This window comes from Duganella sp. GW822-FHT06D06, from assembly GCF_058799615.1.
The window spans coordinates 325,008-344,328 of record NZ_JBXALQ010000003.1; the positions used below are offsets into that span (position 1 = coordinate 325,008).

A 19,321-nucleotide genomic window follows, 5' to 3' on the forward strand; every position below is an offset into this window, starting at 1 on the left:
CCGAGTATGAAATGTCATACTCGGACTTCGAGCTGAGTTTTAATTTTGTTACCAACCCGGCCGGGCATGGCTTGAGATAGATAGCTAGCCTACCGATATTGAACGCCATCCCCAGGGAAGCCATCGCCCTGGCCGACGAGCTGAGGACCGCCCTGCACCACGTCTGCACGAACGAACGGCCACGGCCGACATCTATCGCCACGCCATCGCCAGCATCTTCACCACCGGCACGGTGCTGGCCGGCCTGGGCTTGCTGATGCTGATGCTGATGTTACTGCCCGAACTGCCGATGGCCCCACACCCCGCCGGCAAACAACAAAAAGGGCAAGGTCGACGACAATGACTGTCGTCGACCTTGCCCTCTGCTCCTGGACTAGCGTGCCGGCGTCGCCGCCAAAATTACCCCTGCGGCGTGTTCAGAACGAATGGCGCAGCGCGATGCTGATTGCCCGGCCTGTTTCCGGACGCAGCTCCACGATATTTTGGGCGCTGGGTCCCCCCACGCCGCTGGAGGAGGCCAGTTTATTGAACAGATTGCTGGCATTGACACTGAGGGTGGTGTCGGCCGTCAACGCGTAGTTCACGAATCCGTTCACGATGCTGCGGCCGTTGACCTTGAACGTATTGTAGGTATCGTTCCAGACATAGGACTGGCCCACAATAATCGCCCCCACCGTCACCGGGCCGATGCTGTAGCGCGGCGCCAGCGTGTACAGCAGCTTGGGCACGCCACCCGGGACTTTCCCCACGGTGCTGTTCCCTTGCGCGGTGCCGACCAGATCCTTGGTGACCTTCAGCTCGGTATAGGTCAGATTGGCGTTGATGGAGAAATTGCCCGATGTGAAGACCGATTCAATCTCCAGACCGTTGGCCTTGGTACCGACAACATTGAGCTTGGGTCCCACGGTACGGGTCTGGTCGTAGTCGAATTCATCCACCGTTGCGGTGAACACGGTACCAAACAAGGCATAAGTGCCCCAGTCATTCCTGCCGCGCACTTTGACGCCCATTTCCTGCTGCTTGACGGTGGCCACCGCCTGCGCTTCCAGGCCGGCCGCCAGCTTGCCGGTGACCGGGTTGACGAACGGCGAGAACAACAGGCGGTCGGCGATCGCCCGCCCGCCCTTGCTGATACGGGCAAACATGCTGATGTCCTTGCTGAAGCGGTAATTGCCGCCCAGGGAATACGAGGTGTAGCCTGTCTTGTAGTCGATCGGGCTGGGATTGGCGCTATCGACCAGATAGACATTGCGCTCCGCACCGGTGATGACGCCATCGCGGTTCACGTCAAGACCGCCGGCCACTTGCTTGGGGCCGGCATAGTGTCCGCTCGCATGGACGGAGTCATGGCGAACCGCCCCTTCCAGGTCAAACAAACCGATCTCCGCATTGAGGGACAAGTAAGGCGCATCCGTCACGTAGTGGGCGTCAACGTCACGTGCGCAGCAAGCACCCCACTGATTGTTGTAGCCAGTCAGGCCCGCCGTGGTCAGCATCGCGCCGGCGCCGTCCTTAACGTCGATGATCGCGCCATTTTTACCGATTTCCATCAGCCGTTCGCTGATTTGCCAGACCTGAACGATGTCCTGTTTGGAACGATAATATCCCGCCTTGGCATTGAGCTTGGCGCTGCCCACGTCGAAACTGCGGCTCAGGCCCAGGTCATTGACATAGTGCCCCATGTCGGGCGACTGTTCATTGATCGCCGCGCCTTGCGACACCAGGCCCGATTGCAGGTTGGCGGTAGTGACTGCCTGACCGGCCCTGGGACCGTTGAAATAGACGGCGGAAGCGCCTGCGCCGAAGCCTTTCAGCATGCCGTCCAAAGTATTGGCGCTCCAGAATTGGGTCTGGAATGCGCTCGATGTCTTGCTAATGTTGAATTTGTCGCTGACGACGAATCCGCCCCCGATGGTATTCTTGAACTCCATGCCCAAGGCCTGCGACTTGACCGTGATGCCTTTGGATATGTCGGCGACGCCGGCGGCAGTGCCGATCGGACCGACCACCGGCATCGTCAGATTGTAGATCGAGGTCTGCGAGTCCCTGAGGATGTCGATGCCCGGAATGGCTTGCATGCTCGTTACGGTCTTGCCGCTGACGCTGGCCAGTGCCGGCATGCTGGTATAGGTGGGCGCGCTCTCACTGAGGGCCTTGAATGACACGCGGAAGTAGCCATTGTCGCCATTAAAGGTCTTGGTCATATTCCCTTTGAGCTGGTAGCCATGCAGCGCATTGGTACTGCTGGCACGCGGCCCCTCACCGTCGCGGAAGTAACCGCCAACATGGTAGCGGAGCGTTGGACTCAACTTGCCGCCGACGTCGCCATCCACCCGCGTCTCGTTGAAGTTCAGGCCACGGGTGATGCCGATCGCGCCGCCCTCTTCCTCGCCGGTCTTGCTGATGTAGTTGATCACCGCACCAGGCGCATGCGAGGCGAAGGTCGCGGCCGATCCACCACGCAACGTTTCGATGTGATCGACGTTGCTGTCAAAGCGGATGAAATAGTCGTTATTGCCAAAGTTCATGTCGCCGAACTCGACCACTGGCAGGCCATCTTCCTGCAACTGTACAAACTTGGAACCGCCGGAAGAGATCGGCAAGCCGCGCACGGTGATGTTCGAGTTGCCCCCGGGCCCGGCGGAGCTTTCGGCACGGATGCCTGGAATTAGGTGCAACACCTCGGCTTCGGACCGTGGCGAGAAATCCATGATCTGCTGTTGATTGACATCCGTGACAGAAACCGAACTGCGCATCTTCGACTTGCCCTGCGAGGTACCGGTCACCACCACACGATTCAGGTTCAACACATCAGAAGACTTGCTGTCCTCGCCTGCCGCATTGGATTCCTTGGACGGCACGTCTTGCGCATAAACGTGTCCTGAAATGAGCGCGGCGAATGAAGAAGATGCAATCAGAGCGGCGATCGGCTTGACTCGATAGGCATGGGTCTCCCCCTTGTTACGGTTTGACATTGATGTCTCCTGGTTTTTTTAACTTCGTATGTAAGGTGTGAAAATTGCTCCATGACAGCGGAAAGCCCTCATGTTCGGCGCGAACACACCTGTCGGCCATAGAAAGCATAGTAGATCCGATGAGAGCTCTTTTGCAATCGATTGCATAAAACTTGCAAAAATTTCTCTGAATAGGGCGGGAGATGTCGCAGAAATTAGACAACTATGGGTTTTTAACGCAACAGACCACGACTTTCAGCATTGGCCTGCATGGGCCAGCTAAGTAAGGTGGGAGATGAGGTGTAATTGCAATCGTTTGCAATAGCGGCCGATTACGAAGCGCGGGTAGCTATGAAAACGGGGCGTATCGCCCCGTCTTGAATATGCTACCCACCCGGCCGGCGGCCAGTCTTAAATAGACGGCAGCCGATAGTCCCGGTACTGCTCGCGCAGTTTATTTTTCTGGATCTTGCCGGTGCCGCCGACCGGCAGCGCCTCGGCAAACACCACGTCGTCCGGCAGCCACCACTTGGCGACCTTGCCCTGGAAGTGCGCCAGCAAGTCTTCGCGGCTGAGGTCCTGGCCAGGTCGCAGCACCACCACCAGCAGGGGCCGCTCATCCCACTTCGGATGGGCGACGCCGATGCAGGCCGCCTGCATCACCGCCGGGTGCGACATGGCGACGTTCTCCAGGTCGATCGTGCCTATCCACTCGCCGCCGGACTTGATGACGTCCTTGCTGCGGTCGGTGATCTGCATGAAGCCGTCGGCATCGATGGTGGCCACGTCGCCGGTCGGGAACCAGCCGTCTTCCAGCACGTCGCCACCCTCGTCCTTGAAGTAGCGCGAGATGATCCACGGCCCCTTGACCATCAGGTGCCCGTAGCTGACGCCGTCCCACGGCAGTTCCTTGCCGTCGTCGTCGGCGATCTTCATGTCGACGCCGTAAATCGCATGGCCCTGCTTCTGCAAAATCTTGCGCTGCGCTTCCCGGCTCAGTTCCAGGTGCTTGGTCAGCAGGCCGCCGGCCGTGCCTAGCGGCGACATTTCCGTCATGCCCCAGGCGTGGATCACCTCGACGTCGAACTCGTCGATCAGCGTGTTCATCATCGCCGGCGGACAGGCCGAGCCGCCGATCACCGTGCGACGGAAGGTCGAGAACTTCAGCTTGTTCTGCATCGCGTGGTTGATCAGGCCCAGCCACACGGTCGGCACGCCGGCCGAGAACGTGACCTTTTCCTTTTCCATCAATTCGTAGACCGACTTGCCGTCCAGCGCCGGGCCGGGGAACACCATCTTGGCGCCCGACAGCGGCACCGAATACGGCAAGCCCCAGGCATTCACGTGGAACATCGGCACTACCGGCATCACCGTGTCGCGCGAAGAGACGTTGAGCGCGTTGGGCATGGCGGAGCCGTAGGCGTGCAGCACGGTCGAGCGATGCGAATACAGCGCGCCCTTGGGGTTGCCGGTGGTGCCGGAGGTGTAGCACAGCGTGCAGGCGGAATTCTCGTCGAACAGCGGCCATTCGTACTCGGGCGAATGGGAGTTGATCAGGTCCTCGTAGCACAGCAGGTTGGGAATTTTCGTCTCGGCCGGCATGCGGTCGGCAGCGCCGAACAGGATGTAGCCCTTGACGCCCTTGCACAGCGGCGCGAACGCCTCCACCAGCGGCAGGAAGCAGAAGTCGAACATCAGGTACTGGTCTTCGGCATGGTTGCAGATGTAGGCCAGCTGGTCGGGATGCAGGCGCGGATTCAGCGTATGCAGCACGGCGCCGGAGCCGGATACGCCGTAATAGGCTTCCAGATGCCGATAGCCGTTCCAGGCCAGCGTGGCGACGCGGTCGCCGATCCGCACGCCCAGCCCGTGCAAGGCGTTGGCCAGGCGCTTGGCGCGCTGCTGGCAATCGCGGAAGGTGTAGCGGTGCAGGTCGCCTTCAACCCGCTGCGAAACGATCTCGCTGTTGGCATAGTGCCGCGCGGCGAAGTCCAGGATGCTGGACACGAGCAGCGGCTGATTCATCATCTGGCCCATCAGCGGACTCTGTGGATACATGTAGGCGGACTCCCGGAAAGTTGGCTTTGTATGAACGAGTTTGGTGTGCCCGCGCGCCGACCGTCAATGCATTTCGATGCTGCACCGCAGCAGCCGCTTGCTGCGGTAAAATCGCAAGCTCACGCCCTGCGGGGCCTTACACCGAAACGGGAACTGCCATTACTGCCTCCAAACTGCCGCTGGACAATTCTTTTGCGTCCCTGCCGCCCGCTTTTTACACCCGCCTGATGCCCACCCCGCTGCCGGCGCCCTATCTGGTCGCCGTCAGCGCGCCGGCCGCTGCGCTGGTCGGGCTGACGCCTGAACAAGTCGCCGACAGCCTCGACGTCCTGGCGGGCAATGCCGCGCCGGAACGCGCGCTGCCGCTGGCGGCCGTGTATTCCGGCCACCAGTTCGGCGTCTGGGCCGGCCAGCTGGGCGACGGCCGCGCCATGCTATTCGGCGACGTCGCCACCGCTGAAGGTCCGATGGAACTGCAATGGAAAGGCGCCGGCCTGACGCCCTACTCGCGCATGGGCGACGGCCGCGCAGTGTTGCGCTCGTCGATCCGCGAGTTCCTGTGCTCGGAAGCGATGCACGGACTGGGCATCCCGACCTCGCGCGCGCTGTCGGTGGCCGGTTCGGACCAGGGCGTGATGCGCGAGACCGCGGAAACCTCGGCCGTGGTGGTGCGCATGGCGCCCAGCTTCGTGCGCTTCGGCTCGTTCGAGCACTGGTTCTACCGCAACAAGAATGACGAGCTGAAACAGCTGGCCGACTACGTCATCGAGCGGTTTTATCCGGAGTTGCGCGCGGAAGCCAATCCTTACAAGGCATTTCTGACCGAAGTCACGCGCCGCACCGCGCATATGATCGCCCACTGGCAGGCGGTAGGCTTCATGCACGGCGTGATGAACACCGATAACATGTCCATCCTGGGCCTGACGCTGGATTACGGCCCGTTCGGCTTCATGGAGGCCTTCGATTCCGATCACATCTGCAACCACACCGACCAGCAGGGACGCTATTCCTACGCCAACCAGCCACAGGTAGGCCATTGGAATTGCTATGCGCTGGGCCAGGCGCTGCTGCCGCTGATCGGCGAAGTGGACGAAACCCAGGCCGCGCTCGACGTTTACCAACCAGCGTTCGCCGCCAAGATGGACGAGTTGTTGCACGCCAAGCTGGGCCTGACCTCGCTGGCCCGGCACAGCGACGCCGACCGCACGCTATTTGACGCCATGTTCGCGCTGATGCAAGCCAACAGCGTCGATTTCACGCTCTTCTTCCGGCGCCTGGGCGGTTTGAAGTCGGCCGACGCCAGCGGCGACGAACCGCTGCGCGACCTGTTCATCGACCGCCCGGCCTTCGACGCCTGGGCCATCCAGTACCGCGCCCGCCTGCAAGCGGAGGCCAGCGACGACGCTGAGCGCAAGCTTGCGATGGACCAGGTCAACCCCAAATACGTGCTGCGCAATTACCTGGCGCAAGTCGCCATTGAAAAAGCACAAAACAAGGACTTTACTGAAGTGGAGCGTTTGCTGACAGTTTTGCAGCGCCCATACGACGAACAGCCCGAGCACGATCAATACGCCGCCTTGCCGCCTGACTGGGCATCCCATCTTGAAGTAAGCTGTTCTTCTTAAGCGAGTACTAAGCCATGAGCAATAAGGTAACGAAATCCGACGCCGAATGGCGCGCCATGCTGGACCCTATGGAATATCAAGTGACCCGGCATGCCGCCACCGAGCGCGCTTTTACCGGCAAGTTCTGGGATCATCACGAACACGGCATCTACACCTGCGTTTGCTGCGACACGCCCCTGTTCCGTTCCGACGCCAAATTCGATTCCGGTTGCGGCTGGCCGAGCTACTTCGAAGCGCTCGATCCCGCAAATGTCATTGAAAAAACCGACCGTACCCATGGTATGCTGCGCACCGAAATCATTTGCGCGGTGTGCGACGCCCATCTGGGTCATGTGTTCCCGGACGGTCCTCCTCCAACCGGATTGCGCTATTGCATCAATTCGGCCTCGCTGCGCTTCGACCCACTCTAACGTGCGAGACAACATGAAATTTCTGTTCGACCTGATCCCCCTGCTGCTGTTCTTCGCTGCCTTCAAGCTGTCGGGATGGAATCCCGACGCGGCACAACACCTCGTCAACACCTACCTGAGCAGCATCATCTCCGGCGGCACGGTGACGCCCGACCAGGCGCCGATCGTCATCGCCACACTGGTCGGCATCCTGGCAACGATGGCGCAAATTGGCTACATCAAGCTGCGCGGACGCAAGGTCGACTTCGTGCTGTGGTTCTCGCTGGCCATGTTTATATTCTTCGGCGGCCTGACCATTTACCTGCACGACGAAGATTTCATCAAATGGAAGTTGAGCATCGTCTATTGGTTCTTTGCATCGGGCCTGCTGATAAGCGAGTTCGTCTTTAAAAAGAATCTGATGCGCAAGTCGATGGAAGAAATCATCCAATTGCCGGACTTGATCTGGACCCGCCTGAACCTGGCCTGGATCAGCTTCTTTATCGCAATGGGCTTCCTGAACTGGTATGTCGCCTTCGTTTTGTTTAAAGGCGACACCAGCTCGTGGGTCAGCTTTAAAGCGTTTGGTTCGACCGCGATCATGTTTGTGTTTATCGTCGGCCAGACAATCTATCTGTCGCGCCACATGAAGGACCAAGCATGACCGATACGCGGATGGAGCGCATGCGCAGCCGCATGCAGGCCGCCCTGGCGCCGCTGGAGCTGACGCTGGACGACGACTCGGCGCTGCACGCCGGCCATGCCGGAGCCGCCTCGGGTGGGGGTCATTACAACGTTAGAATTGTTTCGTTACAATTCGAAGGGCTCAAGCTCGTCACAAGACATCGACTCGTGTATGATTCCGTGCACGATATGATGCATAAAGAAATTCATGCATTGGCCATTACCGCATTGGCTCCGTCCGAAGTATGATGTAGCGCTTGGTCTGGGAACGGTCGCTATCGGTTTCAAAATAATTGAACACAAAGACTGATAGCTGACCCAACTCCTGCCCAGGCAATTTCGCTAAAACTTTCCCCTTACAGGAATTAATAATGACTTTCAAGCCAGCCAGTTTGCTGATTGCACTTCTCGCCGTTGCCGCCGTACCTGCTTTCGCACAAAACGTTGCCGTAGTTAATGGCAAAGCCATCCCAACCTCGCGCGTGGACGCTGTGGTCAAGCAAGTTGTCGCTCAAGGCCAGCAGCCTGACTCGCCACAACTGCGCGATCTGATCAAGAAAGACCTGATCGGCCGTGAAGTGATGATGCAGGAAGCGGAAAAACAAGGTTTCGGTAAAGATGCAGCGGTCAAGACGCAAATCGAGAACGCACGCCAGGCCATCATCGTCAACGCGCTGGTCGGCGACTACATGAAGAAGAACCCGGTTTCGGACGCCGACATCAAGGCTGAGTACGACCGCTTCGTGGCCCAGAACGGCGACAAGGAATACCACGTCCGTCACATCATGATGGCGACCGAAGCCGAAGCGAACGACGTGATCGCCAAGATCAAGGGCGGCGCCAAATTCGAAGAGCTGGCAAAAGCATCGAAAGACACCGGTTCCGCAGCTAATGGCGGCGATCTGGATTGGGCCGTTCCATCGTCCTTCCCACCGGCGTTCTCGGCTGCATTCGTTGGCCTGCAAAAAGGCCAGGTCACCGAGAAGCCAGTTCAAACCCCGAACGGCTTCCACGTGATCAAAGTGGACGACATCCGCGCGGCCAAGCTGCCTACCCTGGAAGAAGTGAAGCCGCAAGTTGCGGAGGCGCTGGCCCAGAAGAAATTGCAGGCCTACCAAGAAGAACTGGTCAAGAAAGCAAAAGTGCAGTAATGTTACAGATGAAGGCGGCGCCCTGCGGGGCGCCGTTTTTAATTCTGCGTCGGTACAATGCACCGCCCGAGTGCGATTTCTTGTTTTTTTATAGGATTTAATAATGATGTTGAAGCCAGCCCACCTGTTGTTAGCACTGATCGCTGCCGTTGCAGCACCGGCATACGCGCAAAACGTCGCGACCGTGAATGGCAAGGCTATTCCAGCCGCCAAAGTAGATCAAATGGTCAAGCAAGTGGTCTCGCAAGGCCAGCAGCCTGATAGCCCGCAACTGCGCGAAATGGTCAAGAAAGAACTGATCGGCCGCGAAGTAATGATCCAGGAAGCCGATAAACAAGGTTTCGGCACCAAGGCTGAAGTCAAGGCCGCCATTGAAAACGCCCGTCAAAGCATTATCATCAATGCGATGCTGGCGGATTACGTTAAAAAGAATCCGGTTAAAGATACCGAAATCAAAGCTGAGTACGACAAGTACAAAGCCACCATGGGCGACAAAGAATATCACTCGCGTCATATTCTGGTAGCGACCGAACAGGAAGCCAAGGATATTATCGCCAAGCTGAAAGCCGGCGGTAAATTCGAAGAATTGGCCAAGGTATCGAAAGACGGTTCGGCCAATAATGGCGGCGATCTGGGTTGGATGGCTCCAGGCAAACTGGTCAAGCCGTTCTCGGACGCGATGATTGCCCTGAAAAACGGCGAGATTACCCAGACTCCGGTTAAAACCGAATACGGTTTCCACGTCATCAAACTGGAAGAATCCCGCGCCACCAAACTGCCTACGCTGGACGAAGTTAAAGGCCAGGTAGCGGAAGCCCTGCAGCAGCGTAAAATCGCCGCCTTCCGCGACGAGCTGACCAAGAAAGCCAAGATCCAGTAATCTGCTTACTCGGATGTTTAAAGAGCGCCTCATTGAGGCGCTCTTTTTATTTGGGGTTGCATAACCCTTACAAGCCAGCATCTGGCTGGAACGCGCCAAGTACTGGCTTGGTTGTGGGGCGGCCCAAGAAATCATCTATACTTTCGACATGAATCCAGAATTCCGCGCCACCCTCGACGCCGCCCTTACCTCCGCCGCCACGCCCGACCGCGCCCCTGCCATGCGGGCCTATATGCGCGACCATTTTGATTTTCTGGGCGTGGGAACACCGCAGCGCCGGCTGACTACAAAGCAGCTATTGAAATCTTTAAAAGGCAGCGGAGCGGATAATCTCCTCCAATACGCCTTCGAATTGTGGCAGCTGCCGCAAAGGGAATATCAGTACGTGGCGATCGACCTGCTGGACATGCACAGCAAGGAACTCGAGCTTGGGCATATTCCCAAGTTGCTTGAATTGGCACAGCAGAAATCCTGGTGGGATACGGTCGACGCGCTGGCCTCGGTCATAGGCGACGTTTTACGCTTCCGCCACGACGGCATGGACCAGGCCATACAACACGAGAATATGTGGGTGCGCCGGATCGCTCTATTGCATCAGCTGGGGTGGCGCGACAAAGTCGATACCGGTCGGCTTTTCAATTACTCCCTCGCGCTGGCGCATGAAAAAGAATTCTTCATACAGAAGGCAATCGGTTGGGCATTGCGGGATTATGCACGCCACAACCCGGAAGCAATTCGGGCATTCACGCTGAAAGAAAAACAGCGACTTTCGGCACTAAGTTATCGCGAGGCCAATAAACACCTTTCTGCGATATAGGCGTGGTGTGTCACCGGTCCAACGCATAAAGGCGCGACTAAAGGCACTCTGTTCGGAATACCCCAATAACAGTGCGACCTCAGGCAACGCCAGGCGTTTATCCCGCAAGTATTCGTATGCCATTTGAAGGCGGGTATCATCCAATAGAGCTTTGAATGTCCAACCGCCCTGCTCCAGCTTTCTGCGCAGCGTGCGGCCTGACATATGCATTTCGGCGGCGATATTATCCAATAGCGGATCGCCCTTAATCAACCAACCAGCGATACAACGACGGACTTGCCGCGCCAGATCATCTTTTTGCGGCAATTCGGCCAGGCGGATCTGCACCTGACGTTCCAGCATCGCCACCAAACCCGAATCAGGCAACCGCAGCGGCAAGGCCAGCAAACCGTGCGCATAGTCGATTCTGGTAGCCGCGGCACCAAATAATATCGGGCAACGGAACAGCGCCGAATACGGCGCCAAATCGGCTGGCCGGGGCTCGACGAAATGGACCGCCATCGGCGTCACGTCGGTGCCGGTGATATCGCGGGCGAATTGCACCAGCGCCGCCATGCCGCACTGATTAACCAGCAGGCCCACATTCCGCGACTCCGCGCTCCACTCCAGCACCAGCAGATCACCTTCCAGCCGCCAGCCGACCGGGCTGACGTCATGCAGCAGGCGCTGATAGCGCACGTAGCGCTCCAATGCCGCCGGAACGCCGCTCGATGCCAGTAGTACGTAACCTAATGGCCCCAGATGCGCGGGACTGATCGTTGCGCCAACCAGCAGGCCGATCGCCGGCTCATCCAAATGCCGCGCGGCGCGCTCCAGCAGCATCCGCCAATGCGGCACGGAATACGACGACTCCCCGCCGTCCGGCGCCGGCGCCGCCTCCGCCAGGATCGCCTCCGCAGCCCGGCCTTGCCCTTCGAGGTAGTCAAACAGCATGCGGACGTAAGTAGCTGGAATGGCGTGCTCAATTTTTCTCATGGCCTGGATTGTCAAAAATTATGACCTGCATTGTCAAGCCAGCAATGGCCGCCGCGCCTAATATCGTTCCATTTCAACCACGGGAGGAACTCATGATCGCAGCATCCGCCGCCCAGGCGCAGGAACTGGTACGTAACTCGTCGCATTTTCAGTGGTACATCATTCCCCTGCTCTTGCTGGTGATCCACGCCTACGGCGAACAGGCGGCCGCCAGGCGCTGGAATGTGGTGCTGGCGGGCCTGGCGTTCTGGCTGATGGATTGGGTCAACGAGATCTGGAACAGCCTGCTATTCCACTTCTCCGGCTTCGCACCGGCCTGGAGCACGCCGAACGGCTCCGCCTTCGTACTGCTGATCGGCCTGAACATCGAAATCAGCTTCATGTTCGCCATCATGGGCCTGTATGCGGCGCGTACGCTGCCCGCCGACCGCAAGCTGAAGATCGCGGGCATCAACAACCGCTGGCTGCTGGCGGCCGTCAATTCGGTGCTGTGCGTGTGCGTGGAAGTCTGGCTGAACCACATCGGCGCGCTGGTGTGGGAATGGCCCGCATGGAACCTGCGGGCGCCGTGGCTGATCTGGCTGATCGGCTACCTGCCGTTCTTCGTCGTGGCCTACTGGGTCCACGACATGCCGTCGCTGAAGCGCCAGGTCGGCGTGGTGGCGACGCTTGCCGGCGGCGTGACGGTGGCGCTGGCGGTCTTCGGCGGCCTGCTGGGTTGGATATAGAAAAAGGCCGGATCGCTCCGGCCTTTTTGCTTACTTACCCGACAAACTTGCGGGCGTTGCGGAACATCCGCATCCAAGGCGAATCCTCGCCCCACGTTTCCGGATGCCACGACTGCTGCACCGAGCGGAACACACGCTCGGCGTGCGGCATCATCACGGTGAAGCGGCCGTCGGCCGTGGTCACCGAGGTCAGGCCTTGCGGCGAACCGTTCGGATTGTACGGATAGGCTTCGGTGGCCGCGCCACGATTATCGACGAAGCGCATCGCTGCCACGGCCTCGTTGATGTTGCCGGTCTGCGTGAAGTCCGCATAGCCTTCGCCGTGGGCGATGGCGATCGCGGTCTGGGTGCCGGCCATGCCGTTGAAGAAGATCGACGGCGAGTCCAGCACTTCCACCATCGCGAAGCGCGCTTCGAATTTCTCCGATTTGTTGGTGGTGAACTTAGGCCACGCATGCGCGCCCGGGATGATGGACTTCAGGTTGCTCATCATCTGGCAGCCGTTGCACACGCCGAGGCCGAAGCTGTCGGTGCGCGCGAAGAAGCGGGCGAACTGCTCGGCCAGCGCGGCGTTGAACAGAATGGTCTTGGCCCAGCCTTCGCCGGCACCCAGTACGTCGCCGTACGAGAAGCCGCCGACGGCGATGATGCCCTGGAAGTCATCCAGCTTGACGCGGCCGGCAATCAGGTCGCTCATGTGCACGTCGACGGCGTTGAAGCCCGCCTGGTGCATCACGTACGCGGTCTCGATGTGCGAGTTGACGCCCTGCTCGCGCAGGATGGCGACCCGAGGACGCACGCCGGTCGCCAGGAACGGCGCGGCCACATTCTCGGTCAGGTCGAACGTGATCTTGGGGGTGATGCCAGGATCGGTGACGTCCAAAATGCGGTCGTACTCGGCATCGGCGCAGGCAGGATTGTCGCGCAGGCGGGCGATACGCCAGCTGGTCTCGCTCCACAGGCGGTGCAGTTCCGAGCGCTGCTTGTTGTAGATGATCTTGGCGTCGCGGGTGAACTCGATCACGCCACGGTCGTTCGGCTTGCCGATGATATGGCTGCATGCGCCCAGGTTGAAGGTGCGCAGCACGTCCATCACCAGCGACTTCTCTTCAGCGCGAACCTGGATCACTGCGCCCAGCTCTTCGGAGAACAGCGCGCGCAGGGTTTGCTCGTTGCGGCGTTCGGCGATCTGGCCGGCCCAGTTCTTGGCATCGCCCTGGTCGGCGCCATGGCCTTGTTCCAGGGTCAGGATGTCGAGGTTGATCGACAGGCCCGCGCGGCCGGCGAAGGCCATCTCGGTCAGCGTGCCATACAGGCCGCCGTCGGAACGGTCGTGGTAGGCCAGCAGCTTGCCGTCGTTGTTCAGTTGCTGGATGGCGGTGAAGAAGCCCTTCAGGTCTTCCGCGCTATCCACGTCCGGCGTCTCGTTGCCCAGCTGTCCCATGACCAGCGACAGCGCCGACGCGCCCATGCGGTTCTTGCCGCGACCCAGGTCGATCAGGATGATGGCGGTGTCGCCGGCATCGGTCTTGATCTGTGGCGTCAGCGATTTGCGCACGTCGTGCACCGGCGCGAAGGCCGAGACGATCAGCGATACAGGCGAGGTGACGGCTTTGGCAGTGCCAAAGCCGTCAGCTTTGGCATCGCCCTCGTCTTTCCAGGTGGTGCGCATCGACAGCGAGTCTTTGCCGACCGGGATGCTGATGCCCAGCGCCGGGCACAGCTCCATGCCGACCGCCTTGACGGTGTCGAACAGCGCCGCGTCCTGGCCAGGCTGGCCGCAGGCGGCCATCCAGTTGGCGGACAGCTTGATGTCGGAGATATCCTTGATCGGCGCGGCGGCGATGTTGGTGATCGCCTCTGCGACCGCCATGCGGCCCGACGCGGCGGCGTTGATGACGGCCAGCGGGGTACGCTCGCCCATCGACATCGCTTCGCCCAGGTAGCCTTCGAAGCTCATCGCGGTGACGGCGCAATCGGCCACCGGCACCTGCCATGGACCGACCATCTGGTCGCGCACGGACATGCCGCCCACGGTGCGGTCGCCGATGGTGATCAGGAAGGACTTGTCGCCAACGGTAGGCAGCAGCAGCACACGCTTGGCGGCTTCTTCCAGGTCGATGCCGGTCAGGTCGATGGCCGGGAATTCGTTCTGCACGTGGTGCACGTCGCGCTGCATCTTGGGCGGCTTGCCCAGCAGGACATCCATCGGCATGTCGACCGGCTCGTTGCCCAGTTCAGGATCGATCAGTTTCAGTTGACGTTCTTCGGTCGCGGTGCCGACCACGGCGAACAGGCAGCGCTCACGCTCGCACAGCGCCTTGAACATCGGCAGGCTGTCCGGCGCGATCGCCAGCACATAGCGCTCTTGCGATTCGTTGGACCAGATTTCCTTCGGCGCCATGCCGCTTTCTTCCAGCGGGATCTTGCGCAAGTCGAAGATCGCGCCGCGCTTGGCGTCGTTGGTGATCTCCGGGAAGGCGTTCGACAAACCGCCGGCGCCGACGTCGTGGATCGAGATGATGGGGTTGTTGGCGCCCAGCTGCCAGCAACCGTTGATCACTTCCTGCGCACGGCGTTCCATCTCCGGATTGCCGCGCTGGACCGAGTCGAAGTCCAGGTCCGCGGTGTTGGTGCCGGTGGCCATCGACGAAGCGGCCGAGCCGCCCATGCCGATGCGCATGCCAGGACCGCCCAGCTGCACCAGCAGGCTGCCGACCGGGATGTCGTTCTTGTGCGTGTGCTGGCCGGAGATGTTGCCGATGCCGCCGGCGATCATGATCGGCTTGTGATAGCCGAACACGGTGTCGTGCGCGCCGGCGAACTGCTTGCCGATATTCTGTTCGTAGGTACGGAAGTAACCACCCAACACCGGACGACCGAATTCATTGCTGAACGCGGCGCCGCCAAGCGGGCCTTCGATCATGATCTGCAAGGCCGAGGCGATGCGGTCCGGCTTGCCGTAAGGTTTACTCAAACCCGTGCCGGAGTTGCGGTAGTCGGCCACCGGCGCGGTGACGTCGGCATCGTTTTCCCAGGCTTGTACGGCGCCCGGCAACATCAGGTTCGACACGGTGAAGCCGGCCAGGCCGGCCTTGGGCTTGGCGCCGCGGCCGGTCGCGCCTTCATCGCGGATCTCGCCGCCGGCGCCGGTGGAGGCGCCAGGGAATGGGGAGATCGCAGTCGGGTGATTGTGGGTTTCCACTTTCATCAGCGTGTGCGTCAACTCGGTCATAGTCGCGTACTGGTGCGCTTCGCCCTGCGGGAAGAAGCGCATCACTTCCGCGCCTTCCATGATCGACGAGTTGTCGCTGTAGGCGACGATGGTGCCTTTCGGCTGCAGCTGGTGGGTGTTCTTGATCATGCCGAACAGCGACTTGGTCTGCACTTCGCCGTCGATGGTCCAATCGGCGTTGAAGATCTTGTGGCGGCAGTGCTCCGAGTTCGCCTGCGCGAACATCATCAGCTCAACGTCGGTCGGATTGCGGCCGGCCTTGGTGAAGGCGGCGTCCAGGTATTCGATCTCGTCGTCCGACATCGCCAGGCCCAGGTCCGTATTGGCCTTTTCCAGCGCGGCCTTGCCCATGCCGATCACGTCCACCGATTCCAGCGGCTTCGCTTCCAGCGTGCGGAACAAGCCGGCCGCTTCGTCTGGATGGCGCAGCACCGATTCCGTCATGCGGTCGTGCAGCAATGCCGCCACGGCCTGCACTTCTTCATCGGACAGCTTCTTGGCGGCGCCGATGCTGCTGCCCAAAATGCCGGTCTTCAGATTGATGCGGAAGGCGATGCCGCGCTCGACGCGCTTGATGTGCGCCATGCCGCAGTTGTGGACGATGTCGGTGGCCTTGGAGGCCCACGGCGAGATCGTGCCGAAGCGCGGAATGACGAAGAACTCTTCGACCAGACCGTCGGTGTTGTCGGCATGCGCCGGCTCACCGTAAGTCAGCAGCGCGCCGAGGCGGCTGGTGTCGTCGGCCGACAGCGGCTCGGCGGCATCGATGAAATGGACATAGCGCGCCTGGACGGCGGCGACGGCAGGCAGCGCGGCTTGCAGTTGAGTTAACAGGCGTTGGCTACGGAATGCGGACAGGGCGTTGGAGCCCGGCAGAATCAACATGGTTGGAGGATGGTTGATGCAGCGTGGCTGCGGATTAAAGGTAGATGGAGCACGAGATACTTGTAATGCAGAATTTCCTTTGCGCGCATTATACCTCTTACCACGCGGTCTATACAGCGCCAATTCGGCTCGAAAAGTGCCTACAAAGCAACATTCGCAGCCATTTTGGGGCCGAATATGCCCCAGGGCGGGGCCGGGCACCCGGTTTTCATAACATTTTGACTTGCCATGGAGTATGCTAGATTTAACTTTAGCTTGGATGCGTAACATGGCGGAATATAGTGAATTGTCGGTGCTGATCGTCGACCCGAATCCGGGGATGCGCGGCAACCTGCACAACGTGCTTAACCAGTCCGGCATCACCAAGATCGATTACGCGGTCAGCTCCGGCACGGCCATCCGCCAGCTGAGCAAAAAACCGTTCGACATCATCCTGTGCGAATACGACCTGGGCAACGGCAGCGGCGAAAACAATGGCCAGGACGGCCAGCAGCTGCTGGAAGACCTGCGCCACCACAAACTGATCTCGGCGTCGACGATCTTCATCATGCTCACCTCCGAAGGCGTTTACAGCAAAGTGATCGGCGCCGCCGAACTGACCCCGACCGACTACGTACTCAAGCCCTTCACCGTGGACGCGCTGATGCAGCGCGTGCGCAAGGCGGTCGAACGGCGCGACGTGTTCCTGCCGGTCCACCAGCTGCTTGAAATGGGCAACATCCGCAAGGCCATCGGCGAATGCGGCATCGCGGAAGAAAAGAATCCCCGCTACGCGATCGAGTTCGCGCGGCTGCGCGCCGAGCTGCTGGTGTCGCAGGACGAGCTGGCCGACGCCGAAGTGGTGTACCAGGTCATCCTGATGAACCGCCCTGTCGCCTGGGCGCACCTGGGCATGGCGCGCTGCCAGTTCGGCCAGCAGAAGTACATCGAGGCGCAGGAGACCTTGCAGGAGCTGCTGATCCAGAACTCCAAGTTCATGGCGGCCTACGATCTGCTGGCGCGCACGCACGAGGCGCTGGGCCAGCAGGAATCGGCCAAGAAGATACTCGAGGATGCCGTCGCGATCTCGCCCAATATGGTGCGGCGCCTGCGGCACCTGGGCGAGGTGGCCTTTGAAACGGGCGATGTCGGCGTCGCCGAGAAGGCGTTCAAACAGGTGGTGGCCAAGGCCAAGTACTCCGAGTTCCGCGATCCCGAAGACCACGTCAAACTGGTCAAGACCCTGGTCAAGAAAGGCGACGCCAACCAGGCCAGCGGCGTGATCCGCGACATGGAACGCTCATTGCGCGGCAGCGCCAACGTCGACGCCTGCCGCGCGATCGCCGCCGGCCTGCTGCAGGAAATGACGGGCAATATCAGCGGCGCGGCGACCGAGCTGGCCAACGCCGTCACCGCCATCGGCGCCAGCCGCGGCCTGTCGACCGGCCTGAAAATCGGCCTGGTGCACAGCTGCCTGAACGTCAAGCTGGACCAGCAGGCGTCCGAGCTGATGCTGAACCTGATGAACGACACCGAAAGCGGCGTCTCGATGGACGATGCGGTGCAGGTGTTTGAAAAAGCCGGTCGCCACGACCTGGCCGAAGGCATGGGCGAACAGATCAAGCATCATGTGGAGGAGCTGATCGCCCACGCGTCCGAACAGCGCAGCCAGGGCGACCTGCGGGCGGCGGTCGACACGCTCAACGCGGCCTTGCGCAAGGCGCCGGCCAATATGTCGCTGCTGCCGGCGGCGACGTCGGCGATACTCAAGCAACTGGACGATCTGGGTTGGGAAGTGCCGCTGGCCGAACAATGCTCGTTCCTGCTGGAGCGCATGCGCAAGATCGATCCGGCCCATCCGTCGCTGGAGGCGCTGCAAGCGCAGTATTCGCACACCCAGCGCAAGTACGGTATCGCGACGGTGGCGTAGCTAGAAGATCAGCGAGCCGGGGAAGTTGGACAGGTGGGAGATCAGGTACCACGTCACGAAATACATGGCGCACAGCAGGAAGGCCGACCAGATCGCGCGGTTCGCCGAGCTGCGCCCGCGCAGGAGCTTGAGTAGCATACGCACCGAGTCCTCCCCTCCAGCTGTTCATCGAACCAAAACTGTACGCCGCCTCCCTGTGCCGGACAAGCCGGGAATCGGCGGTACCGTTTGCCGATGCCGCCGGTATCGGATCACGCGTCGTCAGGCCATCATCGCCCGCAGCTCATCCTCGGCGGCGCGGCCCAGCGCCTGCGCTTCGACATCGATGGCGCCGAATGCGCGCCCGGCGGCGCTGTGGCGCATGCCGGCCACCACCAGCAGGACATGGGCGCCGCACAGCGGTGCCGGCAGCCGGCGCTGGACCTCGCACAGGGTTTGCATCAATGACTGGCCGGACGGCTGGGCGTCGAACAGCCATCCGGCCGCCACGGCTTCAGGCGCCGGCAGGCCGGCATCGGCCTGCAGTCCCATCGCCGACAGCGCTTCGGCATGGCGGTTCGCCAGCGCGGCGCGGTAGGCCTCCGGATCGGCGCCGACGCGCTGGAACACGCGCAGCGCGGATCCGTCCGCCAGGTCCAGCGCGGCCAGCGCGTAGTGCTCCGCGCCGGGGTGCCGCTGGCCCGCCTGCAAGGCGCGGCGCTCCGCGCCCTTCGACAAATCGGCTATGGTGCGCATGTCTTGCCAGCGCTGTTTCAGCTTTGCGAACATCGTCTATTCTCCTCGGGGTTTTCAGCCGCGCGCCAGGTTCGCCGCGTGCTTTTTGTGGGCGGCCTGCCTGGAGACGCCCAGCGCCTCCGCGATCTGGGCCCAGGTCCAGCCGTCCTCCAGCGCCTTGCGCACCGCTTTTTGCTCGACCCGGTCGGCCAGCTCGCGCAACGCCAGCACGGCCGCCAGCGCGTCGCCGGGTTCGGTAGGTATCTTGAGGTGATGGAGATCGGTCATGCGTCAACTTTAGTTGACAGATCCGAGGT

16 protein-coding genes are annotated in these 19,321 nt (G+C 60.8%); 9 read left to right on the forward strand and 7 right to left on the reverse strand.

Features of this window, described 5'->3' with window-relative positions; translation table 11 throughout:
* Window positions 1–416: 416 nt before the first annotated feature.
* Both AC1RMD_RS07605 and AC1RMD_RS07610 read right to left on the reverse strand, forming a co-directional pair.
* On the reverse strand, window positions 417–2,975 hold the full coding sequence (locus AC1RMD_RS07605) for a TonB-dependent receptor (protein ID WP_492925234.1): 2,559 nt from the start codon (window positions 2,973–2,975) through the stop codon (window positions 417–419).
* A 390-nt stretch (window positions 2,976–3,365) separates the two neighbouring features.
* Window positions 3,366–5,012, reverse strand: a complete 1,647-nt coding sequence (locus tag AC1RMD_RS07610) for a 3-(methylthio)propionyl-CoA ligase (protein ID WP_492925236.1) — start codon at window positions 5,010–5,012, stop codon at window positions 3,366–3,368.
* Between the two features lie 227 nt (window positions 5,013–5,239).
* On the opposite strand from AC1RMD_RS07610, the gene AC1RMD_RS07615 reads away from it, so the two are divergent.
* From AC1RMD_RS07615 to AC1RMD_RS07645, 7 genes are all read left to right on the forward strand, one after another.
* Window positions 5,240–6,637: a protein adenylyltransferase SelO gene (locus AC1RMD_RS07615; protein ID WP_492925238.1), complete on the forward strand. Its 1,398-nt coding sequence runs from the start codon at window positions 5,240–5,242 to the stop codon at window positions 6,635–6,637.
* Between the two features lie 14 nt (window positions 6,638–6,651).
* Entirely contained in the window at window positions 6,652–7,047 is a 396-nt protein-coding gene (msrB, locus tag AC1RMD_RS07620) for a peptide-methionine (R)-S-oxide reductase MsrB (RefSeq protein ID WP_492925240.1), read from the forward strand.
* 13 nt (window positions 7,048–7,060) lie between these two features.
* On the forward strand, window positions 7,061–7,690 hold the full coding sequence (locus tag AC1RMD_RS07625; RefSeq protein WP_492925242.1) for a septation protein A: 630 nt from the start codon (window positions 7,061–7,063) through the stop codon (window positions 7,688–7,690).
* Window positions 7,687–7,959: a BolA family protein gene (locus AC1RMD_RS07630; RefSeq protein WP_492925244.1), complete on the forward strand. Its 273-nt coding sequence runs from the start codon at window positions 7,687–7,689 to the stop codon at window positions 7,957–7,959. The genes AC1RMD_RS07625 and AC1RMD_RS07630 overlap by 4 nt, the downstream gene beginning before the upstream one ends.
* Window positions 7,960–8,081: 122 nt before the next feature.
* Window positions 8,082–8,861 (forward strand): peptidylprolyl isomerase, encoded by a 780-nt coding sequence (locus AC1RMD_RS07635; RefSeq protein WP_217945215.1) that lies wholly within the window; start codon window positions 8,082–8,084, stop codon window positions 8,859–8,861.
* A gap of 103 nt (window positions 8,862–8,964) precedes the next feature.
* Entirely contained in the window at window positions 8,965–9,741 is a 777-nt protein-coding gene (locus tag AC1RMD_RS07640) for a peptidylprolyl isomerase (RefSeq protein ID WP_492925246.1), read from the forward strand.
* A gap of 148 nt (window positions 9,742–9,889) precedes the next feature.
* Complete coding sequence (locus AC1RMD_RS07645) at window positions 9,890–10,558, forward strand: DNA alkylation repair protein (RefSeq protein WP_492925248.1); 669 nt, start codon at window positions 9,890–9,892, stop codon at window positions 10,556–10,558.
* Here the strand turns inward: AC1RMD_RS07645 and AC1RMD_RS07650 are convergent.
* Window positions 10,517–11,533, reverse strand: coding sequence for an AraC family transcriptional regulator (locus tag AC1RMD_RS07650; RefSeq protein WP_492925250.1), 1,017 nt, complete (start codon window positions 11,531–11,533; stop codon window positions 10,517–10,519). The two genes, AC1RMD_RS07645 and AC1RMD_RS07650, sit on opposite strands and share 42 nt — an antisense overlap.
* Window positions 11,534–11,625: 92 nt before the next feature.
* Here AC1RMD_RS07650 and AC1RMD_RS07655 point away from each other — a divergent pair, with 92 nt between their 5' ends.
* On the forward strand, window positions 11,626–12,261 hold the full coding sequence (locus AC1RMD_RS07655; RefSeq protein WP_492925252.1) for a hypothetical protein: 636 nt from the start codon (window positions 11,626–11,628) through the stop codon (window positions 12,259–12,261).
* A gap of 34 nt (window positions 12,262–12,295) precedes the next feature.
* Here the strand turns inward: AC1RMD_RS07655 and purL are convergent, their stop codons facing one another.
* On the reverse strand, window positions 12,296–16,381 hold the full coding sequence (gene purL, locus AC1RMD_RS07660; protein WP_492925254.1) for a phosphoribosylformylglycinamidine synthase: 4,086 nt from the start codon (window positions 16,379–16,381) through the stop codon (window positions 12,296–12,298).
* Window positions 16,382–16,649: 268 nt separating this feature from the next.
* Here purL and AC1RMD_RS07665 point away from each other — a divergent pair, with 268 nt between their 5' ends.
* The gene (locus tag AC1RMD_RS07665) at window positions 16,650–18,290 is read left to right on the forward strand and encodes a response regulator (protein ID WP_492925256.1); all 1,641 of its coding nucleotides are present in this window, start codon (window positions 16,650–16,652) and stop codon (window positions 18,288–18,290) included.
* On the opposite strand, the gene AC1RMD_RS07670 is transcribed toward AC1RMD_RS07665, so the two are convergent.
* The 3 genes from AC1RMD_RS07670 to AC1RMD_RS07680 form a co-directional block, all read right to left on the reverse strand.
* Window positions 18,291–18,428, reverse strand: coding sequence for a hypothetical protein (locus AC1RMD_RS07670; protein ID WP_332852201.1), 138 nt, complete (start codon window positions 18,426–18,428; stop codon window positions 18,291–18,293).
* 123 nt (window positions 18,429–18,551) lie between these two features.
* On the reverse strand, window positions 18,552–19,058 hold the full coding sequence (locus tag AC1RMD_RS07675) for a Clp protease N-terminal domain-containing protein (RefSeq protein ID WP_492925258.1): 507 nt from the start codon (window positions 19,056–19,058) through the stop codon (window positions 18,552–18,554).
* Window positions 19,059–19,079: 21 nt separating this feature from the next.
* The gene (locus AC1RMD_RS07680; protein ID WP_492925260.1) at window positions 19,080–19,292 is read right to left on the reverse strand and encodes a helix-turn-helix domain-containing protein; all 213 of its coding nucleotides are present in this window, start codon (window positions 19,290–19,292) and stop codon (window positions 19,080–19,082) included.
* Between the last annotated feature and the right edge of the window lie 29 nt (window positions 19,293–19,321).

What these genes read in the sequence shown, in the direction of transcription:
- AC1RMD_RS07605 (WP_492925234.1), bottom strand. Translation starts at nt 2,975, where the DNA reads ATGTCAAACCGTAACAAGGGGGAGACCCATGCCTATCGAGTCAAGCCG.
- AC1RMD_RS07610 (WP_492925236.1), bottom strand. Translation starts at nt 5,012, where the DNA reads ATGTATCCACAGAGTCCGCTGATGGGCCAGATGATGAATCAGCCGCTG.
- AC1RMD_RS07615 (WP_492925238.1), top strand. Translation starts at nt 5,240, where the DNA reads ATGCCCACCCCGCTGCCGGCGCCCTATCTGGTCGCCGTCAGCGCGCCG.
- msrB (WP_492925240.1), top strand. Translation starts at nt 6,652, where the DNA reads ATGAGCAATAAGGTAACGAAATCCGACGCCGAATGGCGCGCCATGCTG.
- AC1RMD_RS07625 (WP_492925242.1), top strand. Translation starts at nt 7,061, where the DNA reads ATGAAATTTCTGTTCGACCTGATCCCCCTGCTGCTGTTCTTCGCTGCC.
- AC1RMD_RS07630 (WP_492925244.1), top strand. Translation starts at nt 7,687, where the DNA reads ATGACCGATACGCGGATGGAGCGCATGCGCAGCCGCATGCAGGCCGCC.
- AC1RMD_RS07635 (WP_217945215.1), top strand. Translation starts at nt 8,082, where the DNA reads ATGACTTTCAAGCCAGCCAGTTTGCTGATTGCACTTCTCGCCGTTGCC.
- AC1RMD_RS07640 (WP_492925246.1), top strand. Translation starts at nt 8,965, where the DNA reads ATGATGTTGAAGCCAGCCCACCTGTTGTTAGCACTGATCGCTGCCGTT.
- AC1RMD_RS07645 (WP_492925248.1), top strand. Translation starts at nt 9,890, where the DNA reads ATGAATCCAGAATTCCGCGCCACCCTCGACGCCGCCCTTACCTCCGCC.
- AC1RMD_RS07650 (WP_492925250.1), bottom strand. Translation starts at nt 11,533, where the DNA reads ATGAGAAAAATTGAGCACGCCATTCCAGCTACTTACGTCCGCATGCTG.
- AC1RMD_RS07655 (WP_492925252.1), top strand. Translation starts at nt 11,626, where the DNA reads ATGATCGCAGCATCCGCCGCCCAGGCGCAGGAACTGGTACGTAACTCG.
- purL (WP_492925254.1), bottom strand. Translation starts at nt 16,381, where the DNA reads ATGTTGATTCTGCCGGGCTCCAACGCCCTGTCCGCATTCCGTAGCCAA.
- AC1RMD_RS07665 (WP_492925256.1), top strand. Translation starts at nt 16,650, where the DNA reads ATGGCGGAATATAGTGAATTGTCGGTGCTGATCGTCGACCCGAATCCG.
- AC1RMD_RS07670 (WP_332852201.1), bottom strand. Translation starts at nt 18,428, where the DNA reads ATGCTACTCAAGCTCCTGCGCGGGCGCAGCTCGGCGAACCGCGCGATC.
- AC1RMD_RS07675 (WP_492925258.1), bottom strand. Translation starts at nt 19,058, where the DNA reads ATGTTCGCAAAGCTGAAACAGCGCTGGCAAGACATGCGCACCATAGCC.
- AC1RMD_RS07680 (WP_492925260.1), bottom strand. Translation starts at nt 19,292, where the DNA reads ATGACCGATCTCCATCACCTCAAGATACCTACCGAACCCGGCGACGCG.